The sequence below is a fragment of the Roseibacillus persicicus genome, from assembly GCF_014651675.1.
Classification (GTDB): Bacteria; Verrucomicrobiota; Verrucomicrobiia; order Verrucomicrobiales; family Akkermansiaceae; genus Roseibacillus; species Roseibacillus persicicus.
The window spans coordinates 30,514-52,106 of the sequence record NZ_BMXI01000007.1 but is presented as its reverse complement, the minus strand read 5'-3'; the positions used below and the strand labels follow the sequence as shown (position 1 = coordinate 52,106).

The following is a 21,593-nucleotide window of genomic DNA, read 5'->3' as shown; positions in this document are numbered from 1 at the left end:
TATCGTAAAGCTCGGGAAATGGTTACAAAAATAATTCGTGAACATCCTGATGCTTGGCTTGCAGAGCTCACCGGAACAAGCGGCTGAGACAAAAGATGAGCCTACCTCCTCTTCACTAAAGCACTCCTAGCGAGAACAGCCCCCTCACCTCGGCAAGCTGTCGCTCTTGACTGCGCCACAGACGTTTGAGGTCTATGTCCCCTGAAGTCTTTCGCTCTTAACAGCACGAACCCAGCGCAATTCTCCCCCCTTGAACAAAATTTCTCTTTTTTTACGATTCCTGCTAACCTTTTAAGATTCACGCACATTTATAAGGTTGGACTGTTCCAACATCAAAAAAATGAACTGCAATTAAACCATGAACATAAGAACAAAAAACCTAGGTAGTTTAATGGCGACCTCGCTGCTAGCGACGGGCGCTGTTGCTCAAGCTGCCACGATAACGATAGACAACCTCGACTTGCGCGGGACGGGTCTCTTTGGGCACGATGACGCGACGCTGAGCCCGGGCCCCGGAAACGCGACTGCCGACCCCTTGGATTGGGTTATTAGCTATACAAACTTGGATTTGGATGGTGACGGCTCGGCCAACGACACTGTCAACTTTACAGTTCGAGCTTCCGGAGGAGGAGCTAGCCAAAGAGCCTGGGGCCAAGGAATTGATACTGGGTTCGGCAACCTCAACAATGTGACGATCTCTGTGGTTGGACTCTCCGGTACCACCACAGATTCAGGTGACGCCATCGTCTTTGATGGCTTTACCGAGGGAACGGCCGGAATGGGCGGCAACGGTGTTTTCACCAGAAATGTGGATATCAATGGCACCACTGTTAATTTGGCCACAACCGGCGGAGGCTTCCAATTCGTAACTGCTAGCGCCTCTTTCGCTCCGACAGCTACCATTTTGTTCGACAATTCTGGCGGCGATGGTGCTTCTATTGTAGCGCGCGCATACGACTTGCAATTCAGCACCGTCCCCGTCCCCGAACCATCTTCGGTGGCCCTGCTTGGATTGGCTGGAGGCTTCCTCGCTTTCCGTCGTCGCAAGTAATCGAACGAACATTCAGATATTCAAGAAGCGCAAGTCTCGCGGCTTGCGCTTTTTTTGGCCAATTATGGCAAAGACTAGCTTTTTCCCTGCTCAACGCAAAATTTGATCCATTCCGCGGGGTTTCTCCATCAGACGACTAGCTCATGGTTCTCTCAACGAACAAAAAGTTTGCAGTCCCTGACCCTACCGCCGTAGTCAAAGCCTTGGAGATGAAAACAATTTCAGCCTCTCCCTAAAACCCCGCGATCACGGGGCAAGGAAGAGGCTGAAAAATGATTCGCCAATTTGTTCCTTTACTCGACCGGTGGCACTGAGGTCACCCGATAGAATGACTTGGGATCTACTGCAGTTGGATCAACGTCGGTGAAAGTCTCAACCGCCGAAGTAGCAATAACCGTGTCAATCAAGGTCGAGAAGTCCCCCGCCAAATCGGTATCTTGGACCAGATAATACTCGGTATCCACCACCAGTCCGCTGGCAACAATATCCAAGTCACTGCCATTGAATTCAATGGAATCGATGGCGATGGGTGCACTGTTGTCGATAAACTCGGCCGCTAGAGCTTCAATGGTAGCGGCATCAAGAATTCCATTATACATCCGAATCACCCCTGAAGTAGCATTCGAGAATCCTCCTCCATCGAAGAGTCCCGCACTCTGACCGGCATAGCCGCCCCCTCCAATATTGGAATAAAGAGCCCCAGTCAAAGAACTGGCCCAGCTCGTCAAAACCTCCGCAGGCGAGTCTCCGGTATCAACCAAAATTCCATCGAGATAGAGCGCGATTACAGAGTTTGGTTCGGTGCCGCCGATGTCAATCGTGACCGCAATGTGGTGCCATCCGGCATCGATGGGGGCACTGACTTGACTGGCATTCGCGTTATTTACCGTGATTGCGGTCAAATTTCCGGAATCGATACCAATCGAAGTTCCGACGGCATCATTGCCCCACTTGATAATCAATCCGCCACCTTCCGGAGTTTCTGGAACGTCTATCCACAAACTATGGGTTACATCTTGGAATCGGTAACCCTCTTGGAAAGAGGTGAATCCTTGAAACGACTCTGCTAGAGTGATGACCCCACCGAGGCCGGAATTGAAGGTCACGCTCCCATTCCCAGCGATATCAACGACATCACCGTTGGCAACTTCGAGAGCCTGCACAAAAGGGCTGATATATTGGTTTTCGAGAACGCCGCTATCGACGACAAAAGTCTCGGCATCCAACTCGACAACAATTTGCGAATCCAAAATGGTGAAATCGATATCCACGGTGGTGGTTCCAGCCGGATTGACCGCGCTCAGCTTGGCCCTCGCGTCGAACGGGAAGGTCAGAGGGCTGTTTGCAGCCTCAAGTGCCGCCACGATACTAGCCACAGGAACGTCCAAGCGCCCAGTTTGACTAGTGAGGGCCAGATTCTCTGAGAAAAACAAGGTGTTGTTACGATAGTCCAGAGTGAGTTCGCCGTCCCCGTTGGAGCCCCCGGCACCAGCTTCGGTGAGAGTCTCGGCTTGGTCGGTGAAGGAAAGGAACAAGCCATTGGTGACATCATTGAAATCAAAGTCCCCTTCGGCAGAAATGAAAAGAGGGAGCTTGCCGCCCACCCCAATCTGACCGGCATTGGAGCGAGTTGAAAATTCGCTAACCACCATCGGCTGTTCAATATAGACCGTTATCGGCTGGCTCACCGCGGTGTCGGTGCCGTTGGTAACCTCGAGAGTATACTCATACACCCCGGCTGGTTGCGTGGCTGGAGTAATCAAGCCGGTTGTAGGATTGCTAAGGGTTTGCTCAACCACTCCGTCCCTTTTCAACGTAGCCTCGGTCGCATTCTCCAAGTCAAAGAAAAACTGCAATGAGTCTTGGTCGTAAACACCATCCGCTTCGTTCTCGGGAGTCCCTGAGGTGAAATAACTTCCTTGGGTCTCATTGAAGGTGCCAAATCCCCCTTCCGCCAAGCTAAACTCAAAAATGCTGGGAGCGCCTGCAGCTTCCGTGAAAGTGAAGGAAAATGAAGATTGTCGAAAGAAAATCCTCATCCCTGTCGCAGTGTCTTGTCCCAAGGCATTGTAGACAGGGTTGTCCACCGTGACACTCGGGCTTGCAGCACCACCCCAGGCAGGAGCAAGTTGTCCAAACAGATACCCTGCTCCGCTACGGCTCAAAGAACCCGTGGTCCCATTGACATCAGCTTCCACATCAAACTGAAGGCCGGGTGCTCCCCCGCCGGCAGCAGCCGCAAACGCCGCTGCCGCAGTGAAACCATCGAACGTTACCGTCCCAAGAGTACCTTCACTCACGCTCACATCGACCACCTCGATCAGTAATGATTCCGACTCGTCGACATCGGTCGTTGCCGGGTCATCTTCATCGATGCGAGTACCAACCCCTCCGGCTACTCCGATTCCCTCTCCGCCCAACTGCACATTGCCGGCGGCAGCTCCATTGGAGGTGATTCTCAATGTGAAATCAATATGATCATCACCGGTACCAGCCGTGTCGAGAGTCAGACCGTCCCATCGAAACTGAAAATCGGTAACAGGCGTGTACTGGCCGGTTGGATAGGGATTTCCGTCTTGGGTCACAACGCTTCCATCCGAGGAGGTTCCGAAAATACCGAAGCCCCCGTTGCCTGTGCCGCCCCGGAAATTAAAATTACTATAGGACACCGTTACTTGAGCCTGCGAGGAACAGGCAGCGGCAATGGACAACAAGGCGCATAACTTGATTACTTTCATGGTTTTTTGTTTTTTTGGGACTTCTCATCTCATCCAACTTTTCGACGAAGGATCAGATTTGGGTACCATGAAAGGGTATGTCCAACGGAGACCTCGCGGTGCAAATCATCTTACAAAAAATCAGCCCACTTAGCTGGAGGCCCTGGAAACAGGGACCTCTAAACACAAAAAATGCCCGCCGGTTCAGGGCGGGCATTCTGTAAATCTGGAAAAAAGTTCGAGCTTACTCGCCGTCTGGATACTTGGCCTTGATGACGCGTGCAAGCGCGGAACCTGGCTCGTTGATGGTCCGGACCAACTTGGAAGCAGGCGCATTGATGACCGAAAGGAGCTTGGCGAGGAGAACTTCGCGAGATGGAAGGTCTGCCAAAGCATCGATCTGAGCGGTATCGACAACAGCCCCGTCCAAAAGACCGACTTTGACCTCGGGCTTCTTGAACTCCTTGGCGAAGTTCTTAATGACTTTGGCGGCACCGCAAACGTCGTCAGCACCAGTCACGAAAGCGGTCTGACCACGAAGGTCGTCACCAAGACTCGGAAGACCGGCTTCTTCAATCGCAATGCGCATGAAGCGGTTTTTGCCAACGTGGCACTCGGCACCGACCTCTGAGAGGCGGTTGCGAAGCTCACTGAACTCGGGCACGGTCATGCCGTTGTAGTCCACTACAAGAAGGAAGGGAGAGCCATTTACTCTTTCGAGAAGCTCGTCGACGATGATTTTCTTATCTGGGTTCATGATCGGGTGTTCTCGGAATTAGTTGATTGCGTAGAGAGAGGCTTCCAACGGAAGACCGGGCAACATGGAGGAAGCAAGAGTTGCGGACTGAATGTAGTCCCCTTTGGCGGAAGCAGGCTTGGCCTTGACCAAGCTTTCAATGAGAGCTGCGGCGTTTTCAACCAACTTAGCCTCATCGAAAGAAACTTTGCCCACGGCAGCAGCGACGCAACCGTTTTTGTCTACCTTGTAGTCAATCTTACCAGCTTTCACCGCGTTGATTGCTTTCGCAGTATCATCGGTGACAGTTCCAGTCTTGGGGTTTGGCATGAGGCCGCGTGGTCCGAGAACCCGGGCAATCTTACGCACTTCTTTCATCGCATCAGGAGTGGCGATAGCGGCGTCGAAATCGAGGAATCCGTCCTGCACCTTCTTGATGAGGTCGTCCATGCCCACTTCGTCAGCGCCTGCTTCTTGAGCGGCCTTGGCGGCATCGCCGGTTGCGAACACAATCACGCGGACAGTCTTACCAGTGCCGTGGGGCAAGGAGACACTGCCCCGGACCATTTGGTCACTTTTACGAGGGTCGACCCCCAGCTTGAAGGAGACCGTGACGGTGCCATCGAACTTGGGAGCGGGAAGTTTCTTGAGAAGGCTGACAGCCTCCGTGAGGGGGTAACCTTTTCCGGCTTCGATCTGCTCGACAGCCTTGAGGTAACGCTTACTTTTTTTGTTTGCCATTGTATTGGTTTGTAGTGCGGACGAGCCCTGCCTGATTGCGGGACTCTCCTACTTGTTTTTCAGTGAGCCTGAAGAATTCAGACTCGAGATTGCTTACATACCCTCGATTTCGAGGCCCATTTGACGGGCGGTGCCGGCAAGGATGCGACAAGCCTGCTCGGGATCGTTGGTGTTGAGGTCAGGGAGCTTCACTTTGACCACTTCCATGAGCTTCTCCTTGGAGAGCTTGCCCACCTTGTCAGTCTGAGGAACAGCAGATCCGGAAGCGATTCCAGCAGCTTTCTTCAAGAGCACCGCTGCAGGCGGTTGCTTGGTAACGAAAGTGAACGAGCTGTCCTTGAACACCGTAATGACGGTGGGCAAGAGGTCCCCTGCCTGACTCTGGGTCGCGGCATTGAAATCCTTACAGAACTGCATGATGTTCACGCCTGCCTGACCGAGCGCTGGACCAACCGGAGGAGAGGGATTCGCCTGTCCTGCGTTAATCTGCAGCTTCAATATTTTCTTAACTTCCTTAGCCATCTGAGTGTTGCTTGATTATGAATTAGGCGCTTTCCACCTGCCAGGTCTCCAACTCAACCGGAGTTGAACGACCAAAAATTGTTACGGAAACCCTGAGTTTACCGCGCTCGTGGTCAATCTCTTCGACCACTCCGTTTTGACTTTCGAACGGTCCATCTGCAACCAGCACGGTATCCCCGACCTCAAAGGAGATTGAGGGCCTTACAGACTCCTCGCGCTCTTTAATCTGGGCTAACATGCTCTCCACTTCCCGTGGCCGCATTGGAATCGGCTTGTCCTTGGTTCCAGCAAAGCCGATAACACCGTCCATCTCCTTGACGAAATACCAGGACTGGTCCACCAGATCCTTATTCTCATCAAAGAGATACATATTCACGATGATGTAGCCGGGGAAGAACTTCTTCTTCATCTCGACTTTCTTCCCCTTCCGGTTTTCTTCAACCATCTCGGTAGGAACCAACACCTCAAAGATGTAGTCACCCAACTCCTCGCGCTCCACCTCACGGCGAATCCGCTTGGCCACACTGTTCTCCTGTCCGGAGAGCACGTGCACCACATACCACTGGTCTTTACCCTTGGGAATATTCGGCATCTTCGTATCGAAATCTTATAAAATTAAAAATGAGGGAGAATCCTCTCCCCTATCCCACACCGAGTCCGGTGAGGAAATCCACCACATTGCGGTGGATAAAGTCCCAAAAGGCGACAAACCCTGCGAGAAGGAGCATCGCTATAATCACCACCACGGTAGAATCAATCAATTCCTTGAACTTTTTGAAACCCTTGACCTTTGGATCCGGGTCCCAAGGCCATGCAGCCTTACGGAGTTCTCCTTTGACTTCGTTGATGAATGTGAACGCTTTGCGCATAGGTGTGTGCCGAGAATATTGGGAAAAATGGCAGGACAGACAGGACTCGAACCTGCAACCCTCGGTTTTGGAAACCGATGCTCTACCAATTGAGCTACTGTCCTGTTGAGGCGACTTGGGGCATTCCAGTATTACCCGGAATGCCCCGCAAAGTCATTGCCATCCGAACGATTGCTCGTCCAGATAATTTAGAAATTAGTCGAGGATATCACCAACGCGGCCCGCTCCAACGGTGCGACCACCTTCGCGAATCGCGAAACGCATGGTCTTCTCCATTGCAATTGGCTGAATGAGCTCAACTTCCAATTCGACGTTGTCACCAGGCATAACCATCTCAACTCCATCAGGAAGCTTGATGCTGCCGGTCACGTCAGTTGTGCGGAAGTAGAACTGAGGGCGATAGTTGGAGAAGAAAGGAGTGTGACGTCCGCCTTCATCCTTGGAAAGAACGTAGATCTCAGCCTTGAACTTCTTGTGAGGAGTTACAGAGCCGGGCTTCACGATAACCTGGCCACGCTCAAGGTCGTCTTTTTTAAGACCACGAACGAGGAGACCCACGTTGTCACCAGCACGACCTTCGTCAAGAAGCTTACGGAACATCTCGATGTCAGTAATAGTAGTCTTCTGGGTGTCACGGATACCAACGATCTCCACTTCGGACATCTTCTTGATAATTCCACGCTCAACACGGCCAGTAGCAACTGTTCCACGTCCTTCAATCGAGAACACGTCCTCAATCGGCATGAGGAAGTCCTGGTCAATTGGACGCTCTGGCTCTGGAACGTAAGAGTCAACAGCTTCCATCAGCTTGAGGATTGCCTCTTTGTGAGTCGCGTCACCTTCGAGCGCCTTGAGAGCGGAACCCTTTACAATTGGGATGTCATCACCAGGGAATTCATACATGCTGAGAAGTTCGCGAACTTCCATCTCAACGAGCTCGAGAAGCTCTTCATCATCAACCTGGTCAGTCTTGTTCAAGAAAACCACAAGAGCAGGAACGCCAACCTGACGAGCAAGAAGGATGTGCTCACGAGTCTGTGGCATTGGGCCGTCTGCTGCGGAAACAACAAGAATACCGCCGTCCATCTGGGCAGCACCGGTAATCATGTTCTTAACGTAGTCAGCGTGACCGGGACAATCAACGTGAGCGTAGTGACGATTTGCAGTTTCGTACTCAACGTGAGCGGTCGAAATAGTAATTCCGCGAGCTTTCTCTTCCGGAGCAGCATCGATCTGATCGTATGCTTTTGCCTCACCGCCGCCAGCCTCAGCAAGGACAGTTGTGATAGCTGCGGTCAAAGTTGTTTTACCATGATCAACGTGCCCAATCGTGCCAATGTTCACGTGGGGCTTGTTCCTTTCGAATTGTTCTTTCGCCATTTCCTTTAGTTATTTGCGGATTTTTCTCCCGGGACCTGGAGCTTATGGTGGGAATTGAACCCACGACCTCATCCTTACCAAGGATGTGCTCTACCCCTGAGCTACATAAGCGTTGTCCGGTCGCCTGACGAGCGGCTTTGACTCAGTTTCGACCAAATTGCAATAGAAACTTGCAATAGATTAAAGTGAGCTCCGCCCCGCGAAAAGCGGGCGGGAAGTTAGCAATAGCTTTAGCGCTGTCAAAATCTAATTCAGTATTCCTAGAAAAAGTTTTTCCCAGCCTTTCACGGGAGTTCAGAAAACAGCCGGTCCGAATTGATTACTCATTATCAACCAGTTGCAAAGACACCGTTTTCCGAGAATCCTTAGCGAGAGAGATTTCGGCGGGCTAAAGCCCTGTTTTGATGACACTTCGTCCCCTTTTTTCTCATCTTTTGGCAGTGGTTTCGAAAACATCCTGCGCCTTTTCTTTCTTCGAAGAAATCACTTTGCCCCGAAAATTTTAAATGTTCGCAGACCACTTTTCCCAATTTTTCGGCTTCTCTTCGCTCCGGTCGGGCATGGAAAAGCTCTTTCACCCGAGCTAACCCCCTGAAAATAAATACTCCGCAATCCCCCCAAATCCCCCCCTCTCTCTCAAGTGAGCTTGGCCGGCATTTCCCTCTTCTTTCCTTTCTGCCTCAAGCTTGAGTCAGCAGCAAAATTTTCGGTCAGATGAAGGGACCACAAGGCAGTTAGCAGACTGAGTTAGAGCGCAAGAAGTGACTGACATCAGTCAATTCACAGTTTCCGCCGAAAAGCAGGAGGCCGCTCTGATCCACGAACTAGTCACTTACACCATGAATTACCACATCAGAATCATGTCGAGCCTAGGAGCCTTTGCCGCTCTGAGTCAAACGACGAACAGTCAAACACTGACCGCGATAGCCGACACAACCCTGCTCACGAACAGGATCACCCCAACCCAAGCCGACTTGGGAGAGGCCGAAGACAACTTTGGAGGCCGGAACGAAGTTATTATTGGCGGCAACGGCGCCAGCGCTCCTCGCCACGGATTGTTCCGATTCGATGTCAGCCAATACACTGGAGCCATTCTTTCAGGCGCGACCTTGAATTCCGCGACCTTCACTCTCTACGAAAAAACATCCAAGGATGAGAGCAATGGTGCTGCGGTCCAAGAGCTCAGCATTTTCCCTCTCGTTGCAGAGAACGCAGGTTGGGTGCAGGGAACCAAGGGCGGCAGCGACGGAGGATAATCGGCCCAAGCTGGTTCTGTCAGCCTTCTCTACAAGGCGGCTCCCACAGCCTTCGGCGGAACGGATGGCATACAGTGGTTTAGCCAAGGCGGCGGAGCGACTCCTTCCGGCGCACTTCCCTCCCCTCTCCTTTTTGCATTTGGAACAGATACCGGGGAAAGCCTCGGGACCGGAACGTTCACCGCAGTGGTGGGCGAAGACGATGCCCTCGTCATTACTCTCGACACCGCCGCCCTGCAGGCCATTTTACCTCAGTGGATTGAGGATGGCCCGGAGAACGCAGGTTTGATTATTCAGTCTGCAGGCACGAGCCAACTCTCCTTTGACTCCCTCGAAGGGGACGGAAATGCCGCCGAGCTCACTCTCAACTTCGAGCCCGCTCCCGGCGACCGCGACTATGACGGCCTTTTGGATTCGGCGGAAACCAATACCGAAGTGTATATCAGCCCTTCCAACACTGGGACGGACCCCGATCTCTATGATACTGATGGAGACGGTCTTTCCGACAAGGACGAGATCGACACCACAATTGGCAGCAGCATCTTCACCGATCCCAATTTGGAGGATACCGATGGAGACTTTATGGCCGATAAATACGAGCTCAACAATGGCCTTGATCCCTCTGACGACGGCACAGTTGGTGAATCCAGCCCGGGCGCGAAAGATGGTCCCAATGGAGCCGATGGCGATTTGGACGGCGACGGAGCCAGCAACATCGACGAGCATGACGGCATCCTGGGATACGACCCGACTGACCCGACTGACCCCGATAGCGATGACGATGGCCTGACGGACGGTGAAGAACTGAGCGGTTCAGAAAACTCCGCTTATTTCAATGACCCGACCGACCCCAACGCCCCCGACTCTGATGGCGACGGATTCTCCGACCACGACGAGGTGCTGGGAACCTTCAACATCTGGAATGCCGGAGTGGAAACTGGCGGACCAGGAAGTCCGACCGACCCCAATTCAGATGACTCGGACGGAGACGGATTCCCCGACGCCCTTGAAATCGAAAAAGGTCTCGACCCTACAGCAGACGGATCCGTGGGCGAGAGCAGCCCCGGTGCGGACGACGGTCCTCATGGTCCTCTGGGCGACCTGGACAATGATGGCCTCAACAACGGCGAGGAGATCGACAACTACCTGACCGATCCCCGCAATCCCGACTCGGATGACGACGATCTTCTGGACGGTGCGGAAATAGATGCGGGAACCGATCCCGCTGACCCCGATTCCGATAAAGACGGCCTTACGGATGGTGATGAGCTCAACGCTAGCATCGGTAGTGCTTTCCTTTCCGATCCTATCAAGCGGGACAGTGATAACGATGGCGTGTCCGACCCACGGGAAATCGCGGATGGAACCGACCCAAGCGATGCCAACTCGGTAGTCCTTCCCACTGTCATTGGAGATCTGGTCTCCTACTACAGCTTCGACGAAGGAATTGGCACCACTGCAGCCGACACCGCTCCCCTCGGCACCCCGGAGAACGCGACAACCAACCAGAATGCCGTGGGCTGGGTGACCAACAACCCTCTGATTGGAGCGTCCTCACTGGACCTGACTGGCAACACTTCCATGCAAGTCGCGGATGCGCTCGGAACTGCTGGCCCGGGAGGAACACCGGCCACAGCCTTCACTCTGATGGCCTGGGTGAATATGGACAATGCACCCGGATACGATGGGATTTTCCAAACTCGGGACGAAAACTGGGGACTGAATGTCAATGGCACGGCCTTCGACTTCCGCTTTGACCATGATCCGGGCGGCACCAGTGTGGGTCTCGACTCGGCCAACGGAACTTCTGTTGTAGGCCAGTGGATCCACATCGCGATGAGCTGGGAGTCTGACGGAACCAATATGACCGGTAAATATTACGTGGACGGACAGCTTGCGGGACCAGTCATCGACCAAACGACCCATCCTGCAATTGCCAAAGTCTACACCGCCACTGGTCAACTCTGGAACATCGGAGACGACCCGGTTGCGTCGAATCGCGAGCTCGATGCCCAACTCGATGACCTCGCTGTGTTCGCGACTGCGCTGAGCGAAGAAGACGTCCAGCTCATCGCCGATGCGGGACGAGCCGGCATTCCGGTCCTCTCGTTGGTAGAAGCGGTTTCCTCGGATGAAATCACGATCATCAGCACCGAAACCGACTCCCCCAATCCGTCGGACTTCACCATCACTTGGGTTTCCAGCGGTCTGGCCCCGACCTTCAAGGTCGTCTCCAGCACCGACCTGGCGACGCCGGTAAGCGAATGGGCAACCGTCCCCGGGGCCACCGCAATTGCCAATGGTGGAGCAACAACCAGCTACACGGTGGCAGGCGCTACGACAGCAAACAGCCGCCAGTTCTTTGCATTATTGAAGAATAAAATCCCAACAGCCTGCGCCTGAACATGTCGAGGCCGCCGGAATTATATTGGGTTTCATGAAAGTGGCTCCGCATCTGCGGAGCCACTTTTTTTGGGGAACGAACCCCCAAGAATCGCTCGCCCATCCTCGGAAAAAGGCCAACCTCAATTCGGAAATTTTATAATGATTTTCTAGCAATAATTATTTCCAGATAATTCACATGTGCGAAGGAGACCTTTTTTCGTGGATTGATAGGCCCTTGCCACCCTATTTTCCCAACTCGGTTTTCTCTCTATGCGCCCGTTCACCTTTTGGCGTCGAGAAAGCTTCCCTTTGTAAGACTACCTCCATGCCCGAAACTAAATTTAATCCGTCTCAACAGGTTGAGCGCATTCGTGAAATCCTCGTTGGTCGCGAGATGGGCCGAATCGAGCGCCGGCTGGCTGAACTCGAAACAACCCGGCCGAATACCACGACCTCTTTCCGCCGCGAACCCGCGATGGACAATCGGCTGGCCACGGCGCAGCAGACGCTCCTGCGCGATACCCAAGAGCTGAAGATCAGGATTCAAAAGGAGTCTGCGGCCCGCCAGCAGCAAATCGCCCAACTGGCTCAGAAGCTCTCCCGCACCAATGGGCTTCCACTCAACCAGCAAGCGCTGGAAGAGCAAATCAGCGACCGGATGGAAAAGGTCGCCTCGGAGATGACGGCCCTCATCGATGCGCGCACTCGCGAAATTCTACACCACCTGCAGAACGAGATTCTCCAGTGGAAAAACCAGATGGACCGAGACCTCCAGAGCATCCGCGACATCAAGGCTGACCGGCAGGACCTATCGAGCCGCTTTGCCCGTCTGGCAGCGGCCGCAATGGAGGACGATGGCGACTTCGAGACCCCGGAGGGATATCTTCTCTAGTCGAATCCCACAAACGTTACCCGAATGACGACCCAGAGTCCTTTTCCCGAGCTCAAGCCCTTCGAGACTCCCCCACGTTTGCCCTCGATGGAAAGCCTGATGGCCGCTCTTCCCCATCACGACTTTGCCAAACAGGAGAACAGCGAGACCAAGGCCCGGAACTTCCCCTCCTTTCCGATGGAGAGCACAAAGCCCCCCGCACCAGCCTCTCCCCCTACCGTCAAAAAGCCTCTTCCAGCCCCACCCCGGGCATCTACAGCCCCCCCTTCCCCCTCCCGCAAGCAGACCCCAACCGCGCCCATGCCCACCCCCATGGCCTCGGTCATCTCCGCCGCCATGGACGACGACGACACTCCCCCCGCAACTGACGATGATCTCCGCCGAGCCTTGGAACCTGTGGTTGAGTCTTCCCTCGAAAGAGTGCTCTACGCCCCCGACAAAGGCTTGCACACCTATCTCGAACCCATGCTTCGCAGCACGGTGCGTCGTGCCATCGCCGAACAGATCGACGCCGCTGTCCAGTTCCGCTCTACCGGCACCGTCGACAGGCTCGGTTGGCGCCTGAAGGCCCTCATGACCAGCCGCAGCTACGACGAGGTCGTCTTTCGTTCGACCCGACGCTATCAGGTGGAGGAGGCCTACCTTCTGCGCCGAGAGGACTATTCGCTGGTTTCCTTCGCTTCCCACGATCCGGCACGGCATGCCTCGGAGAAACGAGTTGAAGGAACCGTTAAAAAACTCGTCCGTCGCCTCACCGACGACGAAGGCAACCTGCGCAAGGCCTTTGATTATGCCGACGACCAGGTCGCTATCATTCGACAGGGCAAGCACACCTTGCTCGTCGCCCTTGTGCGGGGACGGTCCAATGCCTTGGTTCGCGCGGACCTCGATTACGTTCTTCGTCAGGCCGAAGACCGCTTTGGAGAGCGTCTTGAAGACGAGACCGATGCCTTCCTCCATGTGCTCCAGCCGATTCTGGAAGGCTGCCTTCTGATTCAATCGCCGGCCCCGCCCAGCTAGAGTCACAGGACATGAGGATGGGTAGACGGCTTCAATTCGCGAGGAACGAGCCCGCTTTCCCATACGCTTTGCGATGGTGACCCGCAAGAGAACCTGCTTAACTCGCGGCAAGATCTCCTGCCGATGAAGCCTCCTCACATCCCCGCCTACCGTTCCTTTCTATCCGCCGACTTGCTTGCTGAACTGTGGCAAGAGCGAGAGCAGGTCCAAGCGGTTGAGGGATTGCGAATCGCGCCAGGCTTGCGAGGAAAGTTCCCCCGCATCGAAACTGACGAAGCCTTGCAGTTCGTCTGTGAACTCTATCAAGAAGTAAGGGCCGAACTGAATACCGTCCTTGAAAATCGCATTGCCGACCGGGCCTTCATCGATCGCGAGACCCTCGCCTGCGTCGAGAAAAACCAGGGCACCCCATACTCTTCCCCTGATTACCAAACCGTAATTGGAAAGAAGGATGACGCGGGACGAATCGTGGTCGGCCCGCTGCCGAACAATGCTCAGGATTTAAAAGAAATCGACATCCCTGAATTCCTTCGCGGCGATCAAGTCACCCTCTTTGGCCCTCCCGATACTGCCAAGATGTCGATCAACGCAATGAACGCTTTCAATCGGGTAGGCTCTGACGAACCCGCCATTGTCACGGAACTCGCAGAAGCGGCCGGACAAGTGCCGCGCTGGGGGGCGGACAATGAAGACTCCAAGACCCCCATCATGGCCAACTTTCTCCAAGCCTGTGAAAACCTGATGGGCTGCTTCGACGGGACTTTACGGTTCGAGGATCCGAAAAACGGCAAAGTCTATCAGCTCGACGACCAAGGACTTTCCAAACCCATCAAAAGAATTCCAGGGCTCGCCTTGCCCGATGGAAACCATCTGTTAGACGGTAATCCTCTCCCGCTCCACCTCGTCGATTTCGCGCTGCATCTCTGGCACAATCGTTCACGCCCGGAAGCCTTGGTCTTCTATGTTCCCAAATTGGAGAATGAAGAAGAGGCCGCCTACCTGAAGCATCTCATTGACTGCGCGGAGAGGCACATGGTCGCAATGGCATCAGGATATGAGTTCGGAACCATCAAGCTCTTCATCGTCTTTGAAAATCCTCGCGCCATCTTTCGAATACGAGAAATGGCTGCCGTGTTGCACCCTCACTTCTTGGGTGGCAGCTTGGGTTGGCACGATTTCCTCGCCTCGGTGGCACGGCTCTTTCGCCACGATCCCAACTACCGAATTCCGGTCAAAGCCGACCCCAACATCGTAATCAACCACATTCGCGAGTCTCACAAAATCCTCGTCGAAGCCCTCGCTCCCATCGGCGCCATTCGCATCGGAGGGATGTATGGAGTGCTCTACGAGGAAGGCAATCCCCTCTCCTATCAGGTGAGCATGGTGGGTTATATTCGCGATGTCACTACCCAGTTGAAACGGGGGCTCAACGGATTTTGGGTCGCACACCCGGCCTTCGTCCGCATCGGGCTCGCGCTGGTAGAAGCCTGGCGAAGAGGGCCTGAGAGCGTGGAGAAACTGGTGCGCGCTTTGGTCACCGACGAGGGGGAGGCCCGCAGTCTGTTGAAATTCGTATTCTCCCCTGACGCGGAGGGTCTCGACTCATCTGACCCGCGCTATTGCCGCAGTGTGCTGGCCGCTACCATTGAGGTCTCCGATGTCATCGCCAATGATGATCCCGAGGAAGTGCGCTACAACATCTTCCAAGCGCTGCAATACATCTGCGACTGGCTTTGCGGCAACGGTTGTGTCGCCCTGCCCGCCACAATGAAGACCAGCGCGGGAGAACCTGTCTTTGTCCGTGTGATGGACGACCTCGCAACGACTGAGCGCTCGCGTTGGGAGCTCTGGGCCGAGGTAAACCATGGCCGGGTCTCGCACGAACTCTTCGAAAGCCTGCTGCAAGAGGAACTTGGCTTTCTCAAAGCAGGCAATGATTCCGCGAACAAGAGAATCCAGGTTTCCTGGCAAGGCGATGCAGCCAAATGGTATCCCGTGGCCGCTCAAATCCTACGCCAATTGGTCACCGATCCCGAGCCAGTCGAATTTGCAACGGAGCTCATGCTTCCCTTCACCTTGGACACAATACGCAAATCGGCACTGGAATGAGGCGGAGCTCCGAGAAACGAAGAATCAGCATATTGGAAAAGAAGAGTTAAACATAAAGCCTCTCCAAGCCATTGACTCAAAACCCACGCAAACCACTCTCTATAAGCAGATTACCTCAATAAAAACCTAACTAGGAAAACAGAGAAAGACGAAATACGCGCTTTTAAGATATCTTTCGGGGGTTATGAAACTGAGCCCGTTCATGAGATTCACTTATCTGGCAGCGTTCACTGCCAGTGCCTCTTTCCTCTACTCCCAGAGCAGCCTGGAAACATGGTCCATCATTGAGGCTGGACACAATGAGATCGACTTCGTCAACCCACCCCTCACAGCCATCCTACCGGGAGGCTACGGGTATTCGGATGTCGGAGCCCCTCTGAGCGTCAACGGATCAGGCGAGTTCGGGCCGATGACGTTTTCGGCCCAAGCAAGCGCTTCCGCCTCCTACCTAGGCCTGCGAACCTATGCCAGCGGCGAACTAACTGACACCTACTTCGAACCTTACTTTCCGGAGGAAGGCGACCCTCAAGGAGTCGAAAACTTTTTCAACGCCTATTCCTACGCGAGCTTCACCGATACCCTCAGCTACGGGGGCACTGCGGTGAACTACAACTCACGATATTTACTCAACCTGTCCGGCTCCATCTTCGGGGAAGAAGCATTTAACATTGTCACCATTCAACACGCTAACGTTCCAGTGCAACGTTGGAGCTTTTTCAACCCAGGCAACTATGACGTTCAACTCGTCTCGGATGCCTATGTTCATGGCGCATTCGCCCAAGAAATCAGGGTCACCCTCCAGTCTTATTTCCAAGTCTACACCGGCTATCACGAAGACGGATCCACCATCATGGGCACGGCAGACTTCGACAACACCCTGGTCTTGGGCGGGGTTGAACTACGGGACGAAAACGGGGTTTTATTGCCCGACGGCACCATCACCAGTGCCTCCGGAACCAACTACGGTATCATCGCCATTCCCGAGCCTTCGACTGGGCTTCTCGCTTTCGCCTCTTCCGTTCTTCTAGTGGCTGGATGGCGACGACGTCTTTCCTAACAATCCGAAACCCTTAAAAAGCGAAAAACTCTTCAGCCAGAGTCATTCGTCTTGATCATCTCTTCCCCGCCGGTCTTGGCCTGCGGGGAGGAATCGAATCCGTCCGGCTACGGTGACGAGAAGTGTATTCAAATCGCTTGGAAAGGAAATGCAACGCGGTCGTATCCACTTGCGGCCGACATTTCAACCTCTGGTCAATGACCCGGAGCTCGCTGAGTTGCCCATGGCCTTCGCCTCTGAGCAGATTCGCAATTCCAGCCGTCCGGAAGATTTTTCACACGGATAGAAAACCCGCCTCGTCCTTTGCGGTTGGAGAGCCGGTGCCCAGCATCCATGAGAACGCGGAGTCCTCTTGGAAAATCCGAGCTTCCTTCTATCCTCATAAAAATTCGCTTAACCCAAACCCAACACACATGATCCGGATCCTAATTGTCACCTTTGCCGTCGCCCTTTTTACGCCATCCGTTTTCGCGTTGCCGAGCTATCCCAAAGACCAGTTTCAGCTCCATATTTCGGACTTCACTGATCCCAACTATCCTGTCGTTCGAGTGGGAGAGAGAAAGCTCTCCTTCATTTCGAACCCTCCCCCCACCTGGACCGTCACCAAGGTATTTTTGGAGCACAGCAACGATTTCGACGACTTTGCCAGCGGGAGTCCACGCACCAGCTCGATCCTCTTTCAGACTCTTGGACCGCGTCAAATTCGTGGCGAATACATTATGAGCTGGAACCAGCCAAAGGATTCCGCTTTGCCCGACAAGCCCACCGAGACCTACCAGCCTGGCGACGAAGTCCACTATCGATGGGTCATTGAATATTCTGAGGAAGGCATTGCCAAGAGTGCGGAGGGCGACATCCACACCTTCACCATGCCCCGGCGCATCATCCTGGCCATTTTAGGTGATTCGTATGGTTCGGGTGAGGGTGCCCCCAATTTCGACCCCGCTTTGGGTGACCATTGGCTTTACCACAACGAGGGGAAGAGGGGTCACCGCTCGGCGATCAGCGGACAAGAACTCGCCGTTCAATCCTTCTTCGACGCCCGCCCCAATCTCGCCTACGACTACGTGAACCTTTCTTCCTCGGGTGCGATTGCGAAAGACATTTACTCTTCCGTTTCTCAATTTGACCGCATTGATCCCGAGCCCGATGCGGTCGACTTCGGCCGTGCAGTGACCTTCCCGCAGGGAGATAAACTTTCGGAATGGCTAACCGAACGCGATTACTCGTCACTGGACGCTGTTATTCTATCTTGCGGTGGAAATGACTTGGGATTCGAAGCCATTCTCACCAATTACCTCGGCCTCAATTTGGAAAAGATCGGAGCCGCCGCGCTCGATGGTCTGCTCGATCCCGGGTGCATCGCGCTCGGGGTGGCGACTGCGGCAGCGGGGGCCTTCACCCCTCCGGCAATTGCTTTTGCCATCAGCAATTACACTAGCTGTGCGATCAGCTCGGTAGTCGCCAATGTCCTAATCGCGGTCTACGAAGACGCTACCTTTACCGACGCCTACAAGGCCGTCGCGATTTCAGGGAACCGCTATCGAAGCTTCAACTGGTATGTCAACCGGCTCGAGAATGAGTATAATCAATTGGGTCGAGCCATATCGCGAGATCTCAGGAACGGCCACAGGCAAGTCCCGGTCGGACGCGTCTTTGTGACGAGCTATCCTTTCCCACTTAAAGACTGCACCAGCTTCTGGGAAAATCCCCCCCTCCTCCAACTGCAATCGGACGCCACGGTCATCGAGATCGATCTCTTCTCTCTCCCCGGCCTATCCTTCATCAGGGATCCCGAACCACTCACCTTCAACATCGCGGGCATCAAGAGCATTCCCGTCATCTTTACTGAGGAAGAAACGCGGGAAGCCTCCTTCGAACTCGCCCCGGCTGCCGATGACACTCGACCTTCCTTCGGTGGAATGAACCATCACCTTCAAGACTTTGTGGCTGCAGTCGACGCCGCCGAATCGAGCGAGTGGTGCTTTGTCAAAACCAATAACTTCCTCCCGGCCCGCACCGGGGTTTGCTACAGCGGCACTCACTTCAACACTCTCACCACTGCGGCCAATCAAGCTGGCCCCAATATTATTTCCAATGCCTACCACCCCAACCAAGACGGGCACCGCTACACCTATCAACCGGCTATTCTTGACGCGCTGGAAAGCAAACTGACCAATGCGGAACTGGCTGCGATTGCGCAGGAAGAAGGCCTCTACCCCGCCGCTCATCCCCTCGCGGACTTGGCTTTCGAGCCGGGCTTCCCGACCTATGACTTTGACCCTTCCACCTCCACCCTCAACGTAACGGTTTCTCTCGTGAATCGAGGGAACCTCAGCATTGCGGAAGGGGCTGAGGTCTTCTTTCTGATGGAAGGACTTCCAGGCAACACTTTCCCGCCCTCACCGCTACCAGCAATGGACATCAACGATGTCGTTCAGTTCTCCCGTTCGTTCGAGATTCCCCTTCTTCCGGTAGCGAGCGACTTTCTCTACGAGTGCGAAAGCGGTCCGTATGAAGGCTTCGAGGAGTATGCGAGCAAGGATGAAGTGCTCCGCTACTTCCTGAGCCGGGCTCCCCGCACATTCGAGGTTATTCTCAATGCCAGACAAAGCTTTGAGGAAACCAATCACCAGAACAACGGCGCTTCACAAACGCTGGTCGTGCCCGCCGACGGAAGCCAAAACGAGCTTCAGGCCAGAGCCGAGCAAGTCTTGAGCGAGCTATCGGCCTTGCTGAATCGCCCTGTGGAAACTGTCGATTTGGCCCTTCTCATTACCGAGCAGCCAGTTCGTTTCTACTTTGGATACTACAGCCCCCCGATGGATGACCCACAGACCGGAGCCACTCTCAAGACCCCGGGGCAAGTCCTCGCCGAACGGCAGGCCCTCAAGGCGAGCATTTGCCTGGCGCGTAACCATGGGATTGGTTCGCCTGACCTCCCCGACCCCGTGGGTTCCTCAGGGCCCGTCAACAACCTTCGCCCCATCTGCCTCTTCCCACCAGTCACCACCGATTGCCCCACCGACGACTCCTTGGTTAGGGATAGTCTCGGACGGCTTCAAGAGCTGGACGACGCCCTGCGCAATGCTCCTCGCGATGGACGAAATGCCGTGATCACCGCGATTCTTGACGAACAATTTGCCGACATCCTGGGAATTCCTGAGCTCGAGTATGAAGTGAACATCCCCGCTCTCACAGGAGGGATCAAATTCCCCACCGAAGACTTGGTTCTCTCAACCCCCACGCCGACCTTTACTCTCACGCAGATCAACGAAGCGGTGTCCTCCACTCTGACGCTCGGCACCGTTCGAGGCGCAGCAGACATCATGGGACCTCAGCTCCGGGAGGGTAAGGGCGACACCATCACCGCCCGCCAGATTCCACAAGATGGACGCGAAGTCTTTGCCGCTCTCACTACGACCTTCCCCGACGGAACCCGTAGGAGCGAGGAATACCGCTTTGCAACCGTCAAGCGCAATGCCGCGCTCACTTCCCCTTCGCCCAATCAGGCCGTTCCCTCGAATGGCGCGACCTTCGCCTGGTCTGCTCCCGATGCGGCCGCTGCGGGACCGGTTCAGGCCTACTCCATCGCTGTAGGCTCTTACCCCGGCACGGGTGACATCGTTCCCATCGGGCTGGAGCCACTTGGAAAATCACAAGGCAAAGGACTCAAAAATAGTCCGCCCGCCATTGCCTTCGAACAACTGAGTCCCGAGGAGCTCAGCTTCACAGTCAATTCCTTGCCGCAAGACGGTCGGAATCTCTACATCACCTTGGGAACTCTGCGCGATGGAGTCTGGGAATATGAGCTCCACCGCCGACGGGCTGCTGAAAGTGTGGCCGCAGGTCTTCGCTCCCCCCTCCCGGATCGTCCCATCTTTTCTCGGGAGACCTTCCAAATTTCTCCCGGACAGTTACCGGCGGAGGCTTACGTTCTTAAAATTGGAACCAATCGCGGAGGCAACGATCTCTTCGAATCCGACCCTCTCAATGAGAGAGAAATCAGTCAGCCCATGGACCTCATTCTCGCCGAGATGGAAGTCCAGACCGATTCCGAAAATCGCCCTCTTCCCATCTGGGCCACCGTGGAAAGCCTGGGGGGAGAAGAAGGAAGTTTCTCCGAAAGCTATGCTCTCATCCCATCCCTCAACGCATCATTCTTCGCCCCCAATCCCAGCGAGGTCCTCCCTGAAGATGCATCCGTTCAATTCCGATGGAGCCGGGGCGTGCAAGCCATCGCCTATCGACTCAGGATCTTTGCTGAAGAAAACGAGGGCCAACCCATCATCGACGAAACCTTCGACCCCGATACTCTCGAAGCATCTATCAGTCTGGAAGGGATCGACAGCACCGCATTTGTTGCAACGCTGGACACCATCCGCGATCCTGAAGCCGAGGGATTGGAGACCGGCTTTTACTCCGTCATCTACACCATCGAACAACCTGTCCTCCAACTCTATAACGATGATGAGATCTCCAACGCCTGGCAGCTCGATTACTTCGGCGCTGGCAATCCCGACGCCTTGCCTCTGGCTGACCCCGATGGCGATGGTTGCAACAATCTTTGTGAGTTTCTAGCCCGTACGGACCCTACGGATTCGTCCGACTTCTTTACCGCAGAGGTGACTCTGGCCCCCGGCAACCAGCCCTCCAACTTCACCATCTCCGACCCCGTTCCTTCAACTCGCTATCGCATTTTACAAAGCACGGACTTGGATAGCTGGACTCCGCTTAATCCGGGAATCAATCCCACTCCGGGACAAAGCCAACTCCAGCTCGACATCCCCGCCAGTCCGGACCCTGCGAAGTTCTATCGTCTGGAGTTGAGACCCTAGGCTGATGGACCGGCGACTCA

General features: G+C 54.5%; 15 protein-coding genes and 2 tRNA genes. 8 read left to right on the top strand and 9 right to left on the bottom strand.

Annotated elements, in window-relative coordinates; genetic code table 11:
- Positions 1-391: 391 nt before the first annotated feature.
- Entirely contained in the window at positions 392-1,051 is a 660-nt protein-coding gene (locus tag IE099_RS09350) for a PEP-CTERM sorting domain-containing protein (protein ID WP_189569658.1), read from the top strand.
- 293 nt (positions 1,052-1,344) lie between these two features.
- Here the strand turns inward: IE099_RS09350 and IE099_RS09345 are convergent, their stop codons facing one another.
- The 9 genes from IE099_RS09345 to IE099_RS09305 all read right to left on the bottom strand — a co-directional run bounded on the left by IE099_RS09345 (position 1,345) and on the right by IE099_RS09305 (position 8,127).
- A complete protein-coding gene (locus IE099_RS09345) occupies positions 1,345-3,789 on the bottom strand; it encodes a LamG-like jellyroll fold domain-containing protein (RefSeq protein WP_189569657.1) in 2,445 nt (814 codons plus the stop codon).
- 223 nt (positions 3,790-4,012) lie between these two features.
- Positions 4,013-4,525, bottom strand: coding sequence for a 50S ribosomal protein L10 (gene rplJ, locus IE099_RS09340; protein ID WP_189569656.1), 513 nt, complete (start codon positions 4,523-4,525; stop codon positions 4,013-4,015).
- Positions 4,526-4,543: 18 nt separating this feature from the next.
- On the bottom strand, positions 4,544-5,245 hold the full coding sequence (rplA, locus tag IE099_RS09335) for a 50S ribosomal protein L1 (RefSeq protein WP_189569655.1): 702 nt from the start codon (positions 5,243-5,245) through the stop codon (positions 4,544-4,546).
- A 93-nt stretch (positions 5,246-5,338) separates the two neighbouring features.
- Positions 5,339-5,767, bottom strand: a complete 429-nt coding sequence (rplK, locus tag IE099_RS09330) for a 50S ribosomal protein L11 (protein WP_189569654.1) — start codon at positions 5,765-5,767, stop codon at positions 5,339-5,341.
- Between the two features lie 22 nt (positions 5,768-5,789).
- Complete coding sequence (gene nusG, locus IE099_RS09325; RefSeq protein ID WP_189569653.1) at positions 5,790-6,359, bottom strand: transcription termination/antitermination protein NusG; 570 nt, start codon at positions 6,357-6,359, stop codon at positions 5,790-5,792.
- A 49-nt stretch (positions 6,360-6,408) separates the two neighbouring features.
- Complete coding sequence (locus IE099_RS09320; protein ID WP_189569652.1) at positions 6,409-6,636, bottom strand: preprotein translocase subunit SecE; 228 nt, start codon at positions 6,634-6,636, stop codon at positions 6,409-6,411.
- 28 nt (positions 6,637-6,664) lie between these two features.
- Positions 6,665-6,740: transfer RNA gene (locus tag IE099_RS09315), tRNA-Trp, on the bottom strand.
- Between the two features lie 91 nt (positions 6,741-6,831).
- Positions 6,832-8,016: an elongation factor Tu gene (gene tuf, locus IE099_RS09310; protein WP_189569651.1), complete on the bottom strand. Its 1,185-nt coding sequence runs from the start codon at positions 8,014-8,016 to the stop codon at positions 6,832-6,834.
- Between the two features lie 36 nt (positions 8,017-8,052).
- Positions 8,053-8,127 (bottom strand) — tRNA-Thr (locus tag IE099_RS09305).
- 749 nt (positions 8,128-8,876) lie between these two features.
- Between IE099_RS09305 and IE099_RS09300 the strand changes: the two genes are divergently transcribed.
- From IE099_RS09300 to IE099_RS09270, 7 genes are all read left to right on the top strand, one after another.
- Positions 8,877-9,272: a hypothetical protein gene (locus IE099_RS09300; RefSeq protein ID WP_189569650.1), complete on the top strand. Its 396-nt coding sequence runs from the start codon at positions 8,877-8,879 to the stop codon at positions 9,270-9,272.
- Between the two features lie 189 nt (positions 9,273-9,461).
- The gene (locus IE099_RS09295; protein ID WP_189569649.1) at positions 9,462-11,675 is read left to right on the top strand and encodes a LamG domain-containing protein; all 2,214 of its coding nucleotides are present in this window, start codon (positions 9,462-9,464) and stop codon (positions 11,673-11,675) included.
- Between the two features lie 307 nt (positions 11,676-11,982).
- A complete protein-coding gene (locus IE099_RS09290; protein ID WP_189569648.1) occupies positions 11,983-12,549 on the top strand; it encodes a hypothetical protein in 567 nt (188 codons plus the stop codon).
- 24 nt (positions 12,550-12,573) lie between these two features.
- Positions 12,574-13,569: a hypothetical protein gene (locus IE099_RS09285; RefSeq protein ID WP_189569647.1), complete on the top strand. Its 996-nt coding sequence runs from the start codon at positions 12,574-12,576 to the stop codon at positions 13,567-13,569.
- Between the two features lie 123 nt (positions 13,570-13,692).
- Positions 13,693-15,678, top strand: a complete 1,986-nt coding sequence (locus IE099_RS09280; protein WP_189569646.1) for an aldolase/citrate lyase/malate synthase family protein — start codon at positions 13,693-13,695, stop codon at positions 15,676-15,678.
- 202 nt (positions 15,679-15,880) lie between these two features.
- Positions 15,881-16,735, top strand: coding sequence for a PEP-CTERM sorting domain-containing protein (locus tag IE099_RS09275; protein WP_189569645.1), 855 nt, complete (start codon positions 15,881-15,883; stop codon positions 16,733-16,735).
- A 413-nt stretch (positions 16,736-17,148) separates the two neighbouring features.
- Positions 17,149-21,573, top strand: coding sequence for an SGNH/GDSL hydrolase family protein (locus IE099_RS09270; protein ID WP_189569644.1), 4,425 nt, complete (start codon positions 17,149-17,151; stop codon positions 21,571-21,573).
- The last annotated feature ends 20 nt before the right edge of the window (positions 21,574-21,593 follow it).

Coding starts and splice junctions, on each gene's coding strand:
- IE099_RS09275 (WP_189569645.1), top strand. CDS start 15,881: ATGAGATTCACTTATCTGGCAGCGTTCACTGCCAGTGCCTCTTTCCTC.
- IE099_RS09285 (WP_189569647.1), top strand. CDS start 12,574: ATGACGACCCAGAGTCCTTTTCCCGAGCTCAAGCCCTTCGAGACTCCC.
- IE099_RS09280 (WP_189569646.1), top strand. CDS start 13,693: ATGAAGCCTCCTCACATCCCCGCCTACCGTTCCTTTCTATCCGCCGAC.
- rplA (WP_189569655.1), bottom strand. CDS start 5,245: ATGGCAAACAAAAAAAGTAAGCGTTACCTCAAGGCTGTCGAGCAGATC.
- nusG (WP_189569653.1), bottom strand. CDS start 6,359: ATGCCGAATATTCCCAAGGGTAAAGACCAGTGGTATGTGGTGCACGTG.
- rplJ (WP_189569656.1), bottom strand. CDS start 4,525: ATGAACCCAGATAAGAAAATCATCGTCGACGAGCTTCTCGAAAGAGTA.
- rplK (WP_189569654.1), bottom strand. CDS start 5,767: ATGGCTAAGGAAGTTAAGAAAATATTGAAGCTGCAGATTAACGCAGGA.
- IE099_RS09270 (WP_189569644.1), top strand. CDS start 17,149: ATGATCCGGATCCTAATTGTCACCTTTGCCGTCGCCCTTTTTACGCCA.
- IE099_RS09345 (WP_189569657.1), bottom strand. CDS start 3,789: ATGAAAGTAATCAAGTTATGCGCCTTGTTGTCCATTGCCGCTGCCTGT.
- IE099_RS09320 (WP_189569652.1), bottom strand. CDS start 6,636: ATGCGCAAAGCGTTCACATTCATCAACGAAGTCAAAGGAGAACTCCGT.
- IE099_RS09290 (WP_189569648.1), top strand. CDS start 11,983: ATGCCCGAAACTAAATTTAATCCGTCTCAACAGGTTGAGCGCATTCGT.
- IE099_RS09300 (WP_189569650.1), top strand. CDS start 8,877: ATGTCGAGCCTAGGAGCCTTTGCCGCTCTGAGTCAAACGACGAACAGT.
- tuf (WP_189569651.1), bottom strand. CDS start 8,016: ATGGCGAAAGAACAATTCGAAAGGAACAAGCCCCACGTGAACATTGGC.
- IE099_RS09350 (WP_189569658.1), top strand. CDS start 392: ATGGCGACCTCGCTGCTAGCGACGGGCGCTGTTGCTCAAGCTGCCACG.